The sequence below is a fragment of the Ferrovibrio sp. genome, assembly GCF_964218355.1.
GTDB lineage: Bacteria > Pseudomonadota > Alphaproteobacteria > Ferrovibrionales > Ferrovibrionaceae > Ferrovibrio.
The window spans coordinates 18462-33130 of the sequence record NZ_CAXPMC010000018.1; the positions used below are offsets into that span (position 1 = coordinate 18462).

General features: G+C 63.4%; 12 protein-coding genes. All 12 read right to left on the reverse strand.

Annotated elements, in window-relative coordinates:
• Positions 1–2: 2 nt before the first annotated feature.
• The 12 genes from ACEQZY_RS12065 to ACEQZY_RS12120 all read right to left on the reverse strand — a co-directional run bounded on the left by ACEQZY_RS12065 (position 3) and on the right by ACEQZY_RS12120 (position 14530).
• Complete coding sequence (locus ACEQZY_RS12065; RefSeq protein WP_341703848.1) at positions 3–692, reverse strand: response regulator; 690 nt, start codon at positions 690–692, stop codon at positions 3–5.
• The gene (locus tag ACEQZY_RS12070) at positions 685–3411 is read right to left on the reverse strand and encodes an ATP-binding protein (protein WP_370154646.1); all 2727 of its coding nucleotides are present in this window, start codon (positions 3409–3411) and stop codon (positions 685–687) included. Before ACEQZY_RS12070 ends, ACEQZY_RS12065 begins: the two co-directional genes overlap by 8 nt.
• Before the next feature lie 21 nt (positions 3412–3432).
• Positions 3433–4011 carry a potassium-transporting ATPase subunit KdpC gene (kdpC, locus tag ACEQZY_RS12075; protein ID WP_370154647.1) on the reverse strand — a complete coding sequence of 193 codons (579 nt, stop codon included), beginning with the start codon at positions 4009–4011 and terminating at the stop codon, positions 3433–3435.
• Positions 4012–4022: 11 nt separating this feature from the next.
• Positions 4023–6050: a potassium-transporting ATPase subunit KdpB gene (gene kdpB / locus ACEQZY_RS12080; RefSeq protein WP_370154650.1), complete on the reverse strand. Its 2028-nt coding sequence runs from the start codon at positions 6048–6050 to the stop codon at positions 4023–4025.
• Positions 6051–6060: 10 nt separating this feature from the next.
• On the reverse strand, positions 6061–7758 hold the full coding sequence (kdpA, locus tag ACEQZY_RS12085; RefSeq protein ID WP_370154653.1) for a potassium-transporting ATPase subunit KdpA: 1698 nt from the start codon (positions 7756–7758) through the stop codon (positions 6061–6063).
• A 7-nt stretch (positions 7759–7765) separates the two neighbouring features.
• Complete coding sequence (gene kdpF, locus ACEQZY_RS12090) at positions 7766–7855, reverse strand: K(+)-transporting ATPase subunit F (protein ID WP_341703843.1); 90 nt, start codon at positions 7853–7855, stop codon at positions 7766–7768.
• A gap of 565 nt (positions 7856–8420) precedes the next feature.
• A complete protein-coding gene (locus tag ACEQZY_RS12095) occupies positions 8421–8804 on the reverse strand; it encodes a hypothetical protein (protein ID WP_341703834.1) in 384 nt (127 codons plus the stop codon).
• Between the two features lie 89 nt (positions 8805–8893).
• Entirely contained in the window at positions 8894–9883 is a 990-nt protein-coding gene (locus tag ACEQZY_RS12100) for an NADPH:quinone reductase (protein WP_370154660.1), read from the reverse strand.
• A 30-nt stretch (positions 9884–9913) separates the two neighbouring features.
• The gene (locus ACEQZY_RS12105; RefSeq protein WP_370154662.1) at positions 9914–11149 is read right to left on the reverse strand and encodes a type II restriction endonuclease; all 1236 of its coding nucleotides are present in this window, start codon (positions 11147–11149) and stop codon (positions 9914–9916) included.
• A 4-nt stretch (positions 11150–11153) separates the two neighbouring features.
• The gene (locus ACEQZY_RS12110) at positions 11154–11603 is read right to left on the reverse strand and encodes a very short patch repair endonuclease (protein WP_370154665.1); all 450 of its coding nucleotides are present in this window, start codon (positions 11601–11603) and stop codon (positions 11154–11156) included.
• Complete coding sequence (gene dcm / locus ACEQZY_RS12115; protein WP_370154666.1) at positions 11596–12906, reverse strand: DNA (cytosine-5-)-methyltransferase; 1311 nt, start codon at positions 12904–12906, stop codon at positions 11596–11598. The genes ACEQZY_RS12110 and dcm overlap by 8 nt, the downstream gene beginning before the upstream one ends.
• A gap of 403 nt (positions 12907–13309) precedes the next feature.
• Entirely contained in the window at positions 13310–14530 is a 1221-nt protein-coding gene (locus tag ACEQZY_RS12120) for a polyhydroxyalkanoate depolymerase (protein WP_341704812.1), read from the reverse strand.
• Positions 14531–14669: the final 139 nt, after the last annotated feature.

Sequence of the window (14669 nt, forward strand, 5' to 3'; positions counted from 1 at the left end):
CCCTACACCGCCATCAGCCTGTATCCGATCCCGGGTTCGGTCAGCAGCAGCTGCGGCTGAGCCGCATCGGCCTCGATCTTCTGGCGCAGCTGCCGGGCGAAGACCCGCAGATACTGCACGTCGCTCTGGTGGGCGGGGCCCCAGACCTCCCGCAGGATGAACTGGTGCGTCAGCACCTTGCCGGCATGCTGCACCAGCAGCTTCAGCAGGTCGTATTCCTTGGGTGACAGCTTCACTGGCTCGCCTCTCAGGAAGACCTGCCGTTTCTCCAGATCGACCTTCAGGTCGCCGGTGGTGAAAACCGGCGCGCCGGCACTGGCCCCGACGGTATGACGCAAAGCCGCGCGGATGCGCGCCAGCAATTCGCCGGTGCCGAAGGGCTTGGTGACATAGTCATCCGCCCCGGCATCGAGAGCGGCGATCTTGTCGGCCTCGTCGGCCCGCACTGACAGCACGACGACTGGCACGGCACTCCATTCCCGCAGCCGGACGATGACCGACTGGCCGTCCATGTCGGGCAGGCCAAGATCGAGCACGATCAGGTCAGGCTTCTCGAACGCTGCCAGTCGCAACCCTTCCTGCCCGCCCGCCGCCTCGACGATTCCGAAGCCATGTGCTTCCAGACTGACCCGCAGATACCGCCTGATCTGCGGCTCATCGTCGATCACGAGTATCCTGGCACCATCAGCCATGCGACATCTTCTCTTCGCCCGGCATTGCCGGCTGCTCTTCCAGCGGCAGGCTCACGATCATCCGCGTTCCCCGATGAGTCGTCTGGCCGTCAGACACCGGGCTCTCGGCACGAATCGCGCCGCCATGCGCCTTCAGGATGCTGCGGCAGATCGACAGGCCGAGGCCGGTGCCCGCCACCTGCCGGTCTTCGGCCTTGATGCGATAGAACATGTCGAAGACCTGCTCAAGCTCGGCATGCGGGATCCCGGAACCGGAATCCGTCACGGTCAGGGTGACATGGCGGTCGTCGTGATGCAGCCGAAGATCGATGGAAGAGCCCCTGGGCGAATACTTGGCCGCATTGTCCAGCAGGTTGATCAGCACCTGCTCGATCAGGATATAGTCCACCCGCAGCAGCGGCATGGCCGGGTCGATCTGGATGCGGATATCGTGGCCCTGGGTCAGCGGGGCAGCGCGTCTGACCGCCGTGGCGACGATCTCCTCCGGATCGGTCCAGTCGAGCCTGGGCTGCATGGCGCCGGCCTCGATCCGCGTCATATCGAGCAGGTTGCCGACAAAGCGGTTCAGACGCTCGGCTTCGTCGCGGACGGTCTGCAAAAGCTCCCTGCGCCCGCTTTCGTCAATCTGCCGGCCGAAATTCATCAGGCTGGACACACCACCGATGATCGAGGCCAGTGGCGTGCGCAGGTCGTGACTGATCGACGACAGCAGGGCCGAACGCAGCTTTTCCGTCTCGGCCGAGACGCGCGCCTCTTCGACATCGCGGTTGAGCAGGCTGCGTTCGATGGCCAAAGCCGCCTGCCCGGCCAGTGCATCCAGCAGCCTGCGCCCGTCCGGACCCAGGGCTGGCCGCTCGCCTGAAAAGCGGATGCCCAATGCGCCCAGTCTGCGCTCGGCGGTGTGCAGCGGCAGGAACAGCCAGTCCGACGACGGCAGCGTGCCGGTGCCGCGTCCGGCCGGCTCACCTTTCTCCCACGCCCAGTCGGCCGCGATCTTCGCCTTGTCGTCGATCCGGTCTTCCGGCGGGTAGGCGGCACGAATTGCGAGCCGGCCCTCTTCCGGCATCAGCACCAGCGACTGCGCCTTGCTCGTCGCCGCCACATGATGCACGACGGCCCAGAGGATGTCGTCCTCCGCTGCTGCACCCGTGACCATGCGGCTGAAATCATAGAGCGAGGCCGTACGGGCCTCGCGGATACGGGCTGCTTCCGCCTGCGCCCTGATCCGCGCCGTCAGGGTGCTGGTGATCAGCGCGACGGCGAGGAAGACGAAGAAGGTGTAGATATTCTCCGCATTGGCGATGGTGAAGGTGTAGAGCGGCTGCAGGAACAGGAAATTGTAGCCCAGAACGGCCGCCACCGAGCTCAGTACGGCAGCCGAATGGCCGTAGCGCAGGGAGCTGAACAGTACGCCGACAAGGATCAGCAGCGGAATGCTGGAATGCGGCAGCCAGTCCTCTGCCAGTTTCACCAGACCGGTAACGCCCAGAGACAGAACGGCGGCCGGGACCAGGCCCGCAAGGCGGATACCGGCGAGGCGATCCCGCATAAGGTCGAACCACGATTCGGCCTCCGACGACCCGGTGATCACGTGGATGTTGATCCCGTCGCCCAGCTCGACCAGGCGGTCCGTCAGCGTGCCGCGCAGGCGATTGACCAGCCGCGACCGGTGGCTGCGGGCCACGACGATCTCGGTCACGTTGCGCTGGCGGGCCTGCCGGATGATCTCGCCCGGTACATTGCCGCCGGCCACCGTGACGACCTCGGCGCCGAATTCCTCGGCCAGGGTCAGGGCCCGGTTGATCTGCGTCTTCTCGTTATCCGACAGGCGATCATGCGCCGGGGTCTCGACATAGAGGGCAATCCACGGCGCCTTACGCCGCTCGGCGATCCGTCGCGCCGTCCGCACTAGTCGCGGCATCAGCGGACTGGGACTGATGCAGGCCATGATGCGGTCCCGCGTCGGCCAAGGGCCTGCAATGGCGTGCGACTGCATGTAGGACAGCATCTGGCTGTCGACCTGATCGGCGGCCTTCCGCAACGCCAGTTCGCGCAGGGCGGTCAGGTTGCCGGGAGTGAAGAAGTGATGCACGGCGCGGACGGCCTGATCGGGCACATAAACCTTGCCTTCCTTCAGCCGCTTGATCAGGTCTTCGGGCGGAAGGTCGATCACCTCGATGGTGTCGGCCTGTGCCAGCACACTGTCGGGCACCGTCTCACGTACCTTCACGCGGGTGATCTGCGCCACCACGTCGTTCAGGCTTTCCAGATGCTGGATGTTCAGCGCGGTATAGACATCGATTCCCGTCGCCCGGATTTCCTCGATATCCTGATACCGTTTTTCATGCCGGCTGCCGGGTACATTGGTGTGGGCCAGTTCGTCGATCAGCACCAGTTGCGGCCGACGCTTCAGGACCTCGTCGACATCGAGTTCGTTGAACACACGGTCGCGATAGGCTACCCGCCGCTGCGGTAACTGCTCCAGCCCGCGCAGAAGGTCGGCCGTCTCCTGCCGCCCGTGGGTCTCAACCACACCGACGACGACATCCACGCCTTCACGCTGACGGGCATGGGCGGTTTCCAGCATCGCATAGGTCTTGCCCACGCCGGGCGCAGCGCCCAGAAAGACGTTCAGACGACCACGCTTCTCCTGCGTGGCCGTCTGGAGCAGAGCGTCCGGTGACGGTCGACTGTCTTGATCGGGCCGGTCTTCAGGCATCGATCCTCACGATGAAAGACCTCACTTCGCTACCGGCTTCATCTTATCCAAGGCGATGTTCAGCGTCAGCACATTGACGCCCGGCTGACCGAGGAATCCCAGCCACGGCCGTTCGGTATGCGCCTCCACCAGGGACTGGACGTCGGCGATGGTCAGGCCGCGCGCTTCGGCCACGCGGGGAACCTGCCGTGCCGCATTGGCCGGCGAGATATGCGGATCCAGACCGCTGCCGGATGCGGTGACGGCATCCATGGGGACGGCAGCCGAGCCATCCCGCGCCCTGTAGGCTTCCGTGTCGCCGGCAACCCGCTCGATCAGGGCTTTCGCTGTGGGCGCGAGATTCGACCCGCCCGACGCAGTCGCATCATAGCCGTCCCTGCCGGCGGCCGAGGGGCGCGGCAGGAAATACTGCGGCCGGGTGAAGGCCTGCGCGATCAGCGACGAGCCGATGACCTTACCGTTCTGTTCGATCAGGCTGCCGCCGGCCTGCTTAGGAAACAGACTCTGGCCGATACCGGTCATCGCCAGCGGATACAGCAATCCGGTCACCAGCGTGAAGAAGGCCAGCAGAACCAGTGCGGGGCGGATATGGGTGAGCATGTCTTCTCTCCTTACGCCATGCCAAGGGCTGAGACGGCGATGTCGATGGCCTTGATGCCGAGGAACGGCAGAACGACACCGCCGAAACCGTAGATCACCAGATTGCGTCGCAGCAGCGTGGCGGCTGGCAGAGGACGATAGCGCACGCCTTTCAGGGCCAGCGGGATGAGGGCGATGATGATCAGGGCATTGAAGATCACCGCCGAGAGGATGGCGCTCTGCGGCGAACTCAATTGCATCACATTCAGGCTACCAAGCTGCGGATAGGTCGCAACGAAAAGCGCCGGGATGATGGCGAAATATTTCGCCACGTCGTTGGCCAGACTGAAGGTGGTCAGCGAACCCCGGCTCATCAGCAGCTGCTTGCCGATCATCACGACCTCGATCAGCTTGGTCGGGTTGCTGTCGAGATCGACCATATTGCCGGCCTCGCGGGCCGCCGCCGTGCCGATATTCATGACCAGCCCGACATCGGCCTGCGCCAGCGCCGGGGCATCGTTGGTGCCGTCGCCGCACATGGCGACCAGCTTGCCCTCGCCCTGCTCCTTGCGGATCAACTCCAGCTTCTTCTCCGGTGTCGCCTCGGCAATGAAATCGTCCACACCAGCCTCGGCCGCAATGGCGGCTGCCGTCAACGGATTGTCGCCGGTCACCATCACCGTGCGGATGCCCATGCGGCGCAGTTCGGCGAATCGCTCGCGGATGCCGGTCTTCACGATGTCCTTCAGATGAATGACGCCGAGGATTCGGTTGTCGATGGCAACCACCAGCGGGGTGCCACCCGACTTGGCGATTCTTTCGACGGCCACGGTCAGGTCTGCCGTGGCCTGCACGCCGACATGCCGCAGCACGGCATCGAGAGCACCCTTGCGGATCTGCCTGGCATCAAGATCGAGACCGCTCATCCGGGTCTGGGCCGAGAAGGTGATGAAACTGCCGGCCTTTGCCCGGTCGATCTGCTGACCCAGCGCGTATTTCTCGACGGCCAGTGCGACGATGGACTTGCCCTCGGGCGTTTCGTCGGCGACGGAAGCGAGCAAAGCCGCCTCGGCCAGTTCATGCTCGGACACGCCGGGCAGAGCCACGAAGGCCGAGGCCATGCGGTTGCCATGGGTGATGGTGCCGGTCTTGTCGAGCAGCAGCGTATCGACATCGCCGGCGGCCTCCACGGCGCGGCCGGACTTGGCGATCACGTTATGCCGGATCAGGCGGTCCATGCCGGCGATGCCGATGGCGGACAGCAGTCCGCCAATGGTGGTCGGTGTCAGGGTCACGAGAAGCGCAATCAGATAGACCACCGGCACCGGCATGCCGGAATAGATCGCCAAGGCTTCGAGGCTGCCGGTCGTGACGAGGAAGATCAGAGTCATACCGACCAAAAGCACGGTGAGTGCGACTTCGTTCGGTGTCTTTTGCCGCTTCGCCCCTTCCACCAGACCGATCATGCGGTCGAGGAAGCTTTCACCCGGATTGACGGTGATCCTGACCTTGATCCAGTCCGACAACACCCGCGTACCGCCGGTGACGCCAGACCGGTCGCCGCCGGATTCCCGGATCACCGGGGCTGATTCGCCGGTGATGGCCGATTCATCCACCGAGGCGATGCCCTCGATCACGTCACCGTCGCCCGGAATAGGATCGCCGGCTTCGACCAGAACGACATCGCCGATCCGCAACGCCGTGGCTGGCACCAGCGTGATCGTCCCATCGGTACCGAGCTTCTTGGCCATCGCCTCGGTCTTGCCGCGACGCAAGCTTTCGGCCTGCGCCTTGCCGCGACCTTCCGCCAGGGCTTCCGCGAAATTGGCGAACAGCACGGTGAACCACAGCCATGCCGAAATCTGTCCCAGCAGGGCCGCTTCGCCGCCGGCAAAGAGATCACGGACGAAGAGCACGGTCGAGACGGCGGCAACGGCGGCAGTGACGAACATCACCGGGTTACGCCAGAGCTGGCGCGGATCGAGTTTGACGAGAGATTGCGTGACTGCCTCCCGCATCAGGGCGGAATCGAAGGTTTTCTGAACCACAGCTTTGCTCATGACAGTATCCTCAGAAAGTCGTGCCGGCGGCGAGCAGCAGATGCTCGACAATCGGCCCCAGCGCCAAGGCGGGGAAGAAGGTGAGACCGCCGACGATCAGGATCGTGCCGGCCAGCAGCAGGACGAACATCGGACCATCGGTGGGGAAACTGCCGGCCGAAGCGGGCGTCGCCTTCTTGGCGGCCAGACCGCCGGCCATGGCAATCACCGGCACGATCATCGCAAAGCGTCCGAGCAGCATGACGATGCCCAGTGCGGTGTTGTAGAAGACCGAATTGGCGGTCAGTCCCGCGAAGGCACTGCCGTTATTGCCGGCTGCAGACGTGAAGCCATAGAGCACTTCGCTCAGGCCGTGGGGCCCCGAGGACAGTAAGCCAGCCAAACCCGGCTCGGTGACCAGCGCCACCGCCGTGCCGACCAGAATGGCCATCGGCGAGACCAGGATCGCCAGCACCGCCAGCCTGGCTTCGCGTGCTTCAATCTTCTTGCCGAGATATTCCGGACTGCGGCCGACCATCAGCCCGGCGATGAACAAGGTCGCCACGATGAACAGCGCCACGCCATAGAAGCCCGCCCCCACGCCGCCGACGATCACTTCGCCCAGCATGATGTTGAGCATCGGGATCATGCCGCCGAGCGGCAGGAAGCTGGAATGCATGGCATTGACCGCACCGCAGGAGGCCGCCGTGGTGATGACCGCAAACAGCGCGGAGGTGAAACTGCCGAAGCGGACCTCCTTGCCTTCCATGTTGCCCATGGCCGGGTCGACACCCAGTGCGGTCAGTAGCGGATTGGCACCGGCCTCCGCGTGACCGGCGACCAGAACGCCAGCCACGAGCAGCAGCAGCATCGTGGCGAGAATCGCGTATCCCTGCCGCTGGTCCTTCACCATGCGGCCGAACGCATTGGTGAGCGCGGCGCCGATCAGGAAGATCATCAGCATCTGCACGAAGTTGCTCAGTGCGGTCGGATTCTCGAAGGGATGTGCCGCATTGGCGTTGAAAAAGCCGCCGCCATTGGTGCCCAGCATCTTGATCGCCACCTGGCTCGCCACCGGGCCCTGCGCGATCACCTGCTGCGCACCTTCCAGCGTCGTCGCCGTGGTATAGGCATCGAAATTCTGCGGCACGCCCTGCCAGATCAGAGAGGTTGCCGCGATCACAGCGCCGGGCAGCAGCAGGCCAAGCGTGGCCCGCGTCAGGTCGGTCCAGAAATTGCCGACCGTCCTGGCCGATTTGCGGGCAAAGGCGCGGATGACCACGAGGGCAATCGCGATGCCGGTAGCAGCCGAGACGAAATTCTGTACCGTCAGGCCCGCCATCTGGCTGAAATAGCTCATGGTGCCTTCGCCGCCATAGGCCTGCCAGTTGGTGTTGGTGACGAAACTGACGGCGGTGTTGAAGGCCAGATCGCTAGGCAAAGCCGGCAGGCCCTGCGGGTTGAGCGGCAGCATGTCCTGCAGACGCAGGATGGCGAACAGCAGCAGGAAGCCGGCCAGATTGAAGACCAGCATGGCAATGGCATAGGCCGACCAGTGCTGCTCGCGGGCGTCACTGACACCGGCAAGCGCATAAAGCGGCCGTTCGATGGGCCGCAACCAGCCGATCTCGCCAGCAAACAGCCGCGTCATGTAGAGGCCAAGGACAGGGGTGGCGGCCAGAATGAGGACCAGATACAGGCCAAGCTGGAGATTGTCGTTCTGGGTCATGGCCGCCTCAGAAGCGTTCCGCCCGCAGCAGGGCGCAGACCAGATAGGCGGCGAGCAGGAGCGCGACACCCCCGCCCAGGATGAAATCGAAGGTCATGGGGTGACGCTCCTATAGCCGCTCGCAGAGCAGCGTGTAGGCGATGAAACCGGCGAAGAGGCCGGCGCCGAGGGCGATGAAGATGAGATCGGGCATGGATGGGCTCCAAGGGAGCCTATGGTCTAGTCCCGGCCCGCATTAAGCCGCCATGCGGGATGCGGCTGGATGGCATAAGGGTTTCATAAAGAAGCGGGCATCGAGGACGCCTGATCGTTCGAATGCTTGCCACACTCATGCCACAACCAGCCGAGACTTGCGCCACAATAACGGGGCGCGATATGCTTTTCGCCAGCAAGTAGTCATTGCGCTAACAAGTTGGATTGCTTGGTAAATCACCATGAAACGGGCTCGTCCACAGTTGGGCAGCGTCCCCGTTCGCAATGAGGAGGTCAGGGGTTCGATTCCCCTCGGCTCCACCAATTTTCCGATACCCGCCAGTTTCTCCGGCCGCGCCGCCGTCCGATGCGCCGCCGTCCGGCAAGGCCGGCATCCGTGGCGGAAGGGCATCGACGAAGGCCGGAAGAAAGACCGCGGCCAGGAGCGCCCAGCCCCTGCCGGCGGCCGCTCAGGCTGCCGGCGCCGCCGTGCTGCGCCACACCAGCGCCACGAACAGCAGCATGTCCGCCACCAGCACGGCGCCGCCGATCCCCGCCAGCGGCTCGCCGGCATCCGGCCGGCCGCTGTAGATCAGCGCCACGCCGACGGTCATCACCAGGGTCGCCAGCACCCACAGGATGGTCTGCAGCAGGGCCAGCCGGCTGCGGTCGAGTGCCGGATGCAGGCGGTAGAACACCCCCGCGGCGAACAGCGCCAGCCAGCCCAGAAGGTTCAGATGGGCATGGGCCGGCAGGGTCGCATGATCGCCGCTGCCGGCCATCGCCATGCCCCAGACCATGCCGGCAAGCCCGGTCAGAACGGCAATACGGAAACATAGCGTCGAAACCTGCATGTCTGCTCTCATCATGTGAAGAATCGGACGAATCCGGGGCATGGCTATGCCCTGCGCCGGCCGCAAAGGCAAGCCGGAACGCGCGGTCATCAGGGAATCCCGATCACCACATTGCCCGCCGCACCCTGCTCCACCGCTTCATGGGCGGCGGCGATGTCGGCGAGCGCAAAGCGCGCGGCGATGCGCGTCGCCAGTGCCTGCGCTGCCAGCAGGGCATCGAGATCGGCCAGGGCGGCCCGGCGTTCGGCGGGGGTGAGTTCGTAGACCACGAAGAATTTCAGGCTGAGCCCGCGGAACAGCAGGTCGCGGAAGGGCAGCGCCACATCGCCCATGGCATTGGAGCCGTAGCAGACCAGCGTGCCATGGGGCGCCAGCACGCCCTGCGCCAGCAGGGGCGCGGTGGACGACAGGTCCATGTCGATGATGGCATCGACGCCGCGGCCGCCGGTCAGCGAGGCCACGCGGGCAGCGACATCCTCCGCCCTGTAGTCGATCACGTCGGTGGCGCCGGCCGCGCGCGCGACGGCCGCGCGGGCCGCCGACGCCGTGCCGATCACCCGCATCCCCTTCTGCGCCGCGATCTGGGTGACGTAATGCCCCACCGACGAGGCGGCGCCGGTGACCAGCAGGGTGCGCACCGGCTGTTCCTTCGTGCCGGCCGCTTCGGCCAGCCGCACGGCATGGATGGCGGTCAGCGCCGGAATGCCGAAACAGGCCGCCGTGGCGAAATCCACGTCATCGGGCAACGGCACCGCCTGGGCGGCCGGCAGCGCAATGAATTCGGCCGCGGTGCCATGCGGCCGCTGCCACTGGCCGTTCCAGATCCAGACGCGGCGGCCGGCCAGCGATGCCGGCACGCCCTCGCCCATGCCCGCGATCACGCCGGCGCCGTCGCTGTGCGGGATCACCAGCGGCCCGGCCAGCGGCCGGCCGCGCCGGCTTTTCACATCGGAGGGATTGACGCCGGAGGCATGCAGCCGCACCAGCACCTCGCCCGGCCCCGGCACGGGATCCGGCTGCACGCCGACCTGCAGCACATCGCGGGCCTCGCCATTCTTCGTATACCAGGCGGCTTTCATGGGCGGCGGCTCCTACACGTGAACAGTCATCTAATCAGATACAGCAAGCTGCTGAACATGCCCTATAAACTCAGCGAGAGTCTGGAGGTGCGGACGGATCGCTGGTGGATAAGCCTGATGGAGCGTCGCAGGAACGACAAGTCGAACTCCGGATTCCGTCATTTCACGAAACTGGTTTTCCGAAACACCTTCCTGAAGGGTCAGGAGGTGCTTGATCTGCACCCGATCCGCCTCATTCAGTATCTGCCGCCAGCGATCCTTGCATGTTGTCTTTACCGCCAGCATCCGCAAACCCTCATCGGCAAACGCCGCATTGCGATATGCTTCGCCGGAGGGAAACAGAAAATCCGGACTTTTGCCAGGTTCCGATACCGGCTGATAGGAAAAGTGCATATTCTCGACCAGCCCGTCCTCCATGAATATTTCGCGGGTATGTAATTCAAGTGACCGCCCTGAGCGGGATTTGCGTCTCTGCAGAATTGTTTGCGCACGCGCCAGAAAATCATCAATCGTGCCGAAACCGCGCCGTATGACCGGCAATTCGACTGCCTGTTCGAGGCTGCGGAATATCTCGAATTCACATTCGCGCCTCCGTATAAGCCGTAGGTCAGAACTGACGCCGTGTCCCGGTCTGAACTCCATTGCCTTTGCAACGATTTCTGCACCAGCTGGGAATCTGATCAGCCATTCTCCAGGAATCTCCTCCGGTTCCAGATGACATGCGGTTCTTTCCGGTGCAGGGGCAGCAAACAGTTCTGCCTGGTCACCCCCCTCTACAGACCATATACGGAGTTTGCCCGGCTCGACCGGACCTATCCGATCTTCAACCAGATCTTCTTCAATGGCATTGCGACTGAGCCAGACGTGACACTCCGCTGCATCCAGGTCGGGATGTTTGACAAAGACAAAAACGGCCAGTGCCCCTGTGCTTTCAGGATCGAGAAGAGGCGAATCACGCCCGCCAAAATTGGTCAATCTTGTCTCGTTACGGGTACCATCACGCAACCGGTTATTATACCAGACCGCCCTTACATTGCGGTGGGATGCGTGCGAATCGACATACAGATCAAACCAGGCGTCCGGATTTTCCGCCCCAGGCCGGTTAATGGACGGGAACATGGCAAACAGGAATTCCCGCGGAATGTATGGTCCTGCCTGGTGAGCATTCGAGGCCAGCGTGTCATTTGCAGCCAGCCGCTTTGCAAGCCAGACAAATCCCGGACGGGCATATTCATCCAGCCATGTGGAAAGATCAGAGAGCGCCACTGCTTCACCCCCGGATTTCTATGGTTTTTATATCTGAGGGAAGCCAATCAACAATCTGGCGTATGACTACATCCAGCCCGACTTTCGCCTTCCCGCGTAGAGCGCATTCCCACACCGTGCCCTGCCGCCATCCGGCCTGCTCAAGATTCTTTGCGACATCTCTGTCGCGATTGCGGTTGGCCGTTATTTTTTCCTGCCAGAACTCGGTTCTGGTACCAGGCAGACGAAACAGTTCACAATCATGCCCATGCCAAAAGCAGCCATGCACAAAAATAACGGCCATGTGCCGGGGAAACACCATATCTGGTTTTCCCGGTACAGTGGCGGCATGCAGCCGATAGCGGAAACCTGCGCGATGCAGTCCATGTCGGATGGCAAGTTCTGGCTTCGTATTCTTTCCCCGTATGCCGGCCATCATCCGGCTGCGAACCTCCGGAGAAACGATATCAGCCATAGGCCACTACGGGCTCGCGAAGGCCGGAACCAAACAGCGGCAGCCGCGGCTCGACCCGCCCTTCGACGGCTTCCTTCAGGCATAGTGCCACTGCACGGGCAACCGATTCGATCACTGGCACCACAACTGAATTGCCAAACTGCTTGTAGGCTTGGGTGTCGGAAACCGGAATCTCGAAAGGCGGCAGTTTCCCGTCATCAAACCCCATCAGACGGGCACATTCTCGTGGTGTCAGGCGGCGCGGGTTCTTCCTGCTCCCTTGGCTAACAAGAATTTCCGAACCATCCTTGTAATAGCGAGCCGACAGCGTGCGCGCCACATCATCAGCAGTCACCAGACCGAAGCCGAAACCGTTACCCGCAGCGCGGTGTTTTTCTGCATAGTTCTGCAGATAGGCCCAGAGATGATCAGTCAGGGTATACTTCGGGTTCACCCTTCCTTTCGGACCGGTGATGAAGCGGCCATCAATCGCCTCGTCAGCACTATGCAGGATCGTGCCCAGCTTCGGCCCCTTCTTCGCATCCGGAATATTCACGTCTTCCCACGCAAATCCGGCATCTTCGCGAAACCCGACAATGATGGTCCGCTCACGATGCTGCGGCACAAACCCCTTGGCATCGATCACCCGGTAGTCGACAAACCGGTAACCAAGCTCGTTGCGCAGAACATCCATGATGACGCGGAAGGTGTTGCCGCGATCATGCCTCACCAGGTTCTTCACGTTTTCCAGCAGGAAGGCGCGCGGCCGTTTTACCGAGATGATCTTTGCCACATCGTAAAACAGTGTCCCCTGCGCCTCGCAGGCAAAGCCGTGCGGGCGGCCAAGCGCATTCTTTTTCGACACGCCAGCAATGCTGAACGGCTGGCACGGGAAACCGGCCACCAGCACATCATGCGGCGGCATCTGCAGATCGATTTCCCTGTCGCTGCCCTTGGTGACTTCGCGGATGTCGCCAAAGAACGGATGATCGACCGTGCAGAAATTGGCCGCGTAGGTCTGGCGGGCATACTTGTCCCACTCGCAGGTGGCGACACAACGACCGCCAACGGCCTCGAAAGCCCGGCGCATGCCGCCGATCCCGGCAAACAGGTCGACGAAGGTGAAATCACCGCCTTGCGCGGACGGGGCCGCCTTGTCGCGGGCCGCCTGTTCCAGCATGTCGAGCACCAGTTTCCTCGGCTTTGTCTCGCCACTTTCCCAGCGATAGACCGTCCGCACCTGGCAACCGGCTCTCTCGGCCACCTGCTCTACTGTCAGGCCAGCCCGTTCCCGGATTGCCGTGAAACTGGTGGATCCGCTCATCTCCGCCCCTCCGGGATATGGGGAAAAATTTTGACATACTGTCACCTATTTTTCCCATTGTGCCACTCAGATTCTTTTGTGGCAAGGCGGCAGGATAAATTGTATAAAGAAGGATCAATAGAAGAACAAATTCATAACATACTGGCGTATTTCCGCTCTCGTCCATCGTGAATCCGCAGGCACCGCCGCCCCGCGCTGGCCGCAGCGGGATTTCACCGGCTGCGGCCGGCCGGCCTTGGCCCGCATTGGCCGGAACTGGCACCGCAATGGGATCGGATTGGCCTGCCGTTGGCTTCCATTGGCCGCACCTGGCGCCGATTGGCGGGGCTCAGGCGCAAATTAAGCCCGGATTTCAGGGAAATTCGGCGGGAGCAGCGGTAAAAGCCCGCCTCACTCCCCCGCCTCACTCCATGGCCAGGATCATGTTTTTCACGATCGGGTAGATCTGGCTGTTCCAGCGCTTGCCGCTGAACACCCCGTAATGGCCGACGCCGGCCTGCAGGTGATGCTTCTTCATGTAGGGTCGGATGCGGCTGCACAGGTCGTGGGCCGCCATGGTCTGGCCGATGGCGCAGATGTCGTCGCGCTCGCCCTCCACCGTGAGCAGGGCCGTGCGGCGGATCGCCGCCGGGTCCACCTTCTGGCCGCGGAAGCTGAGCTCGCCCTTCGCCAGCCGGTAATCCTGGAACACCCACTGCACGGTCTCGAGATAGAATTCGGCCGCCAGGTCGAGCACGGCGAAATACTCGTCGTAGAAGATCTTGGTGGTCTCGGCCTTGCCCTCGTCGCCGCGCACCAGCGCCGAGAACAGTTCGGCATGGGCGCGCACATGGCGGTCCATGTTCATCGACATGAAGGCCGAGAGCTGCACGAAGCCGGGATAGACCCGCCGCCCGGCACCGGCAAAGCCCGGCGGCACCACGTCGATCATCTGGTGCTCGAACCATTCGATCGAATGGCCGACGGCAAGGTCGTTCACCGTGGTCGGGTTGATGCGGCAGTCGATCGGCCCGGCCATCAGGGTCATGGTATGCGGCTGCGCCCTGTCGCCATTCGCCGCCATCACCGCCACCGCGGCCAGCGCCTGCACGCAGGGCTGGCAGACCGCCACCAGATTGGCGCCGGGGCCCAGCACATGCAGGAAATCGATCAGGTGCTCGACATATTCCTCGAAGCCGAAGCGGCCGGCTGCCAGCGGCACGTCGCGCGCATTGTGCCAGTCGGTGATCCACACATCGTGGTCGCGCAGCAGGGTCTCGACGGTGCCGCGCAGCAGGGTGGCGAAATGCCCCGACAGCGGCGCCACCACCAGCACCCGGGGCTGGGCGATGTCGCTGTCCTTGCGGAAATGCAGCAGGGTGCCGAAGGGCGTCACATGGTCGGGCTCCTCGGTCACCGCCACCTCGCGGTTGCCGACCTTCACGCGGTCGATGCCGAAGGGCGGCCGGCTGTGGCTGAGGCCGGCGCGGGCCAGCATCTCGGTGGCGGCGGCCACGCTGCGCAGCAGGAAATTCGTCTCGCCGCTGCCATTCGCCGCATGGCCCAGCGCCGGCAGCATCAGCGAGGCCATATGCCGCAGCGGGGCCATCAGGTTGGCCTGGGTCTGGTAGGCCAGGTACTTCATGCCTGATCTTTCATGGCCGGCATCATGGTTGGAGCGGGGCGATCCTGCGGCAGGGACGGGCGGCCGGGCGGCCGGTTGCAAAAATGCTAGTTTAAATCATGCTGCAATGCGAGATATAACTGTGACCGGACGGCGACGC

Bases quoted from the DNA above. Each gene is read 5' to 3' on its own strand.
- ACEQZY_RS12065 (WP_341703848.1), bottom strand. From the start codon at position 692: ATGGCTGATGGTGCCAGGATACTCGTGATCGACGATGAGCCGCAGATC.
- ACEQZY_RS12070 (WP_370154646.1), bottom strand. From the start codon at position 3,411: ATGCCTGAAGACCGGCCCGATCAAGACAGTCGACCGTCACCGGACGCT.
- kdpC (WP_370154647.1), bottom strand. From the start codon at position 4,011: ATGCTCACCCATATCCGCCCCGCACTGGTTCTGCTGGCCTTCTTCACG.
- kdpB (WP_370154650.1), bottom strand. From the start codon at position 6,050: ATGAGCAAAGCTGTGGTTCAGAAAACCTTCGATTCCGCCCTGATGCGG.
- kdpA (WP_370154653.1), bottom strand. From the start codon at position 7,758: ATGACCCAGAACGACAATCTCCAGCTTGGCCTGTATCTGGTCCTCATT.
- kdpF (WP_341703843.1), bottom strand. From the start codon at position 7,855: ATGACCTTCGATTTCATCCTGGGCGGGGGTGTCGCGCTCCTGCTCGCC.
- ACEQZY_RS12095 (WP_341703834.1), bottom strand. From the start codon at position 8,804: ATGCAGGTTTCGACGCTATGTTTCCGTATTGCCGTTCTGACCGGGCTT.
- ACEQZY_RS12100 (WP_370154660.1), bottom strand. From the start codon at position 9,883: ATGAAAGCCGCCTGGTATACGAAGAATGGCGAGGCCCGCGATGTGCTG.
- ACEQZY_RS12110 (WP_370154665.1), bottom strand. From the start codon at position 11,603: ATGGCTGATATCGTTTCTCCGGAGGTTCGCAGCCGGATGATGGCCGGC.
- dcm (WP_370154666.1), bottom strand. From the start codon at position 12,906: ATGAGCGGATCCACCAGTTTCACGGCAATCCGGGAACGGGCTGGCCTG.
- ACEQZY_RS12120 (WP_341704812.1), bottom strand. From the start codon at position 14,530: ATGAAGTACCTGGCCTACCAGACCCAGGCCAACCTGATGGCCCCGCTG.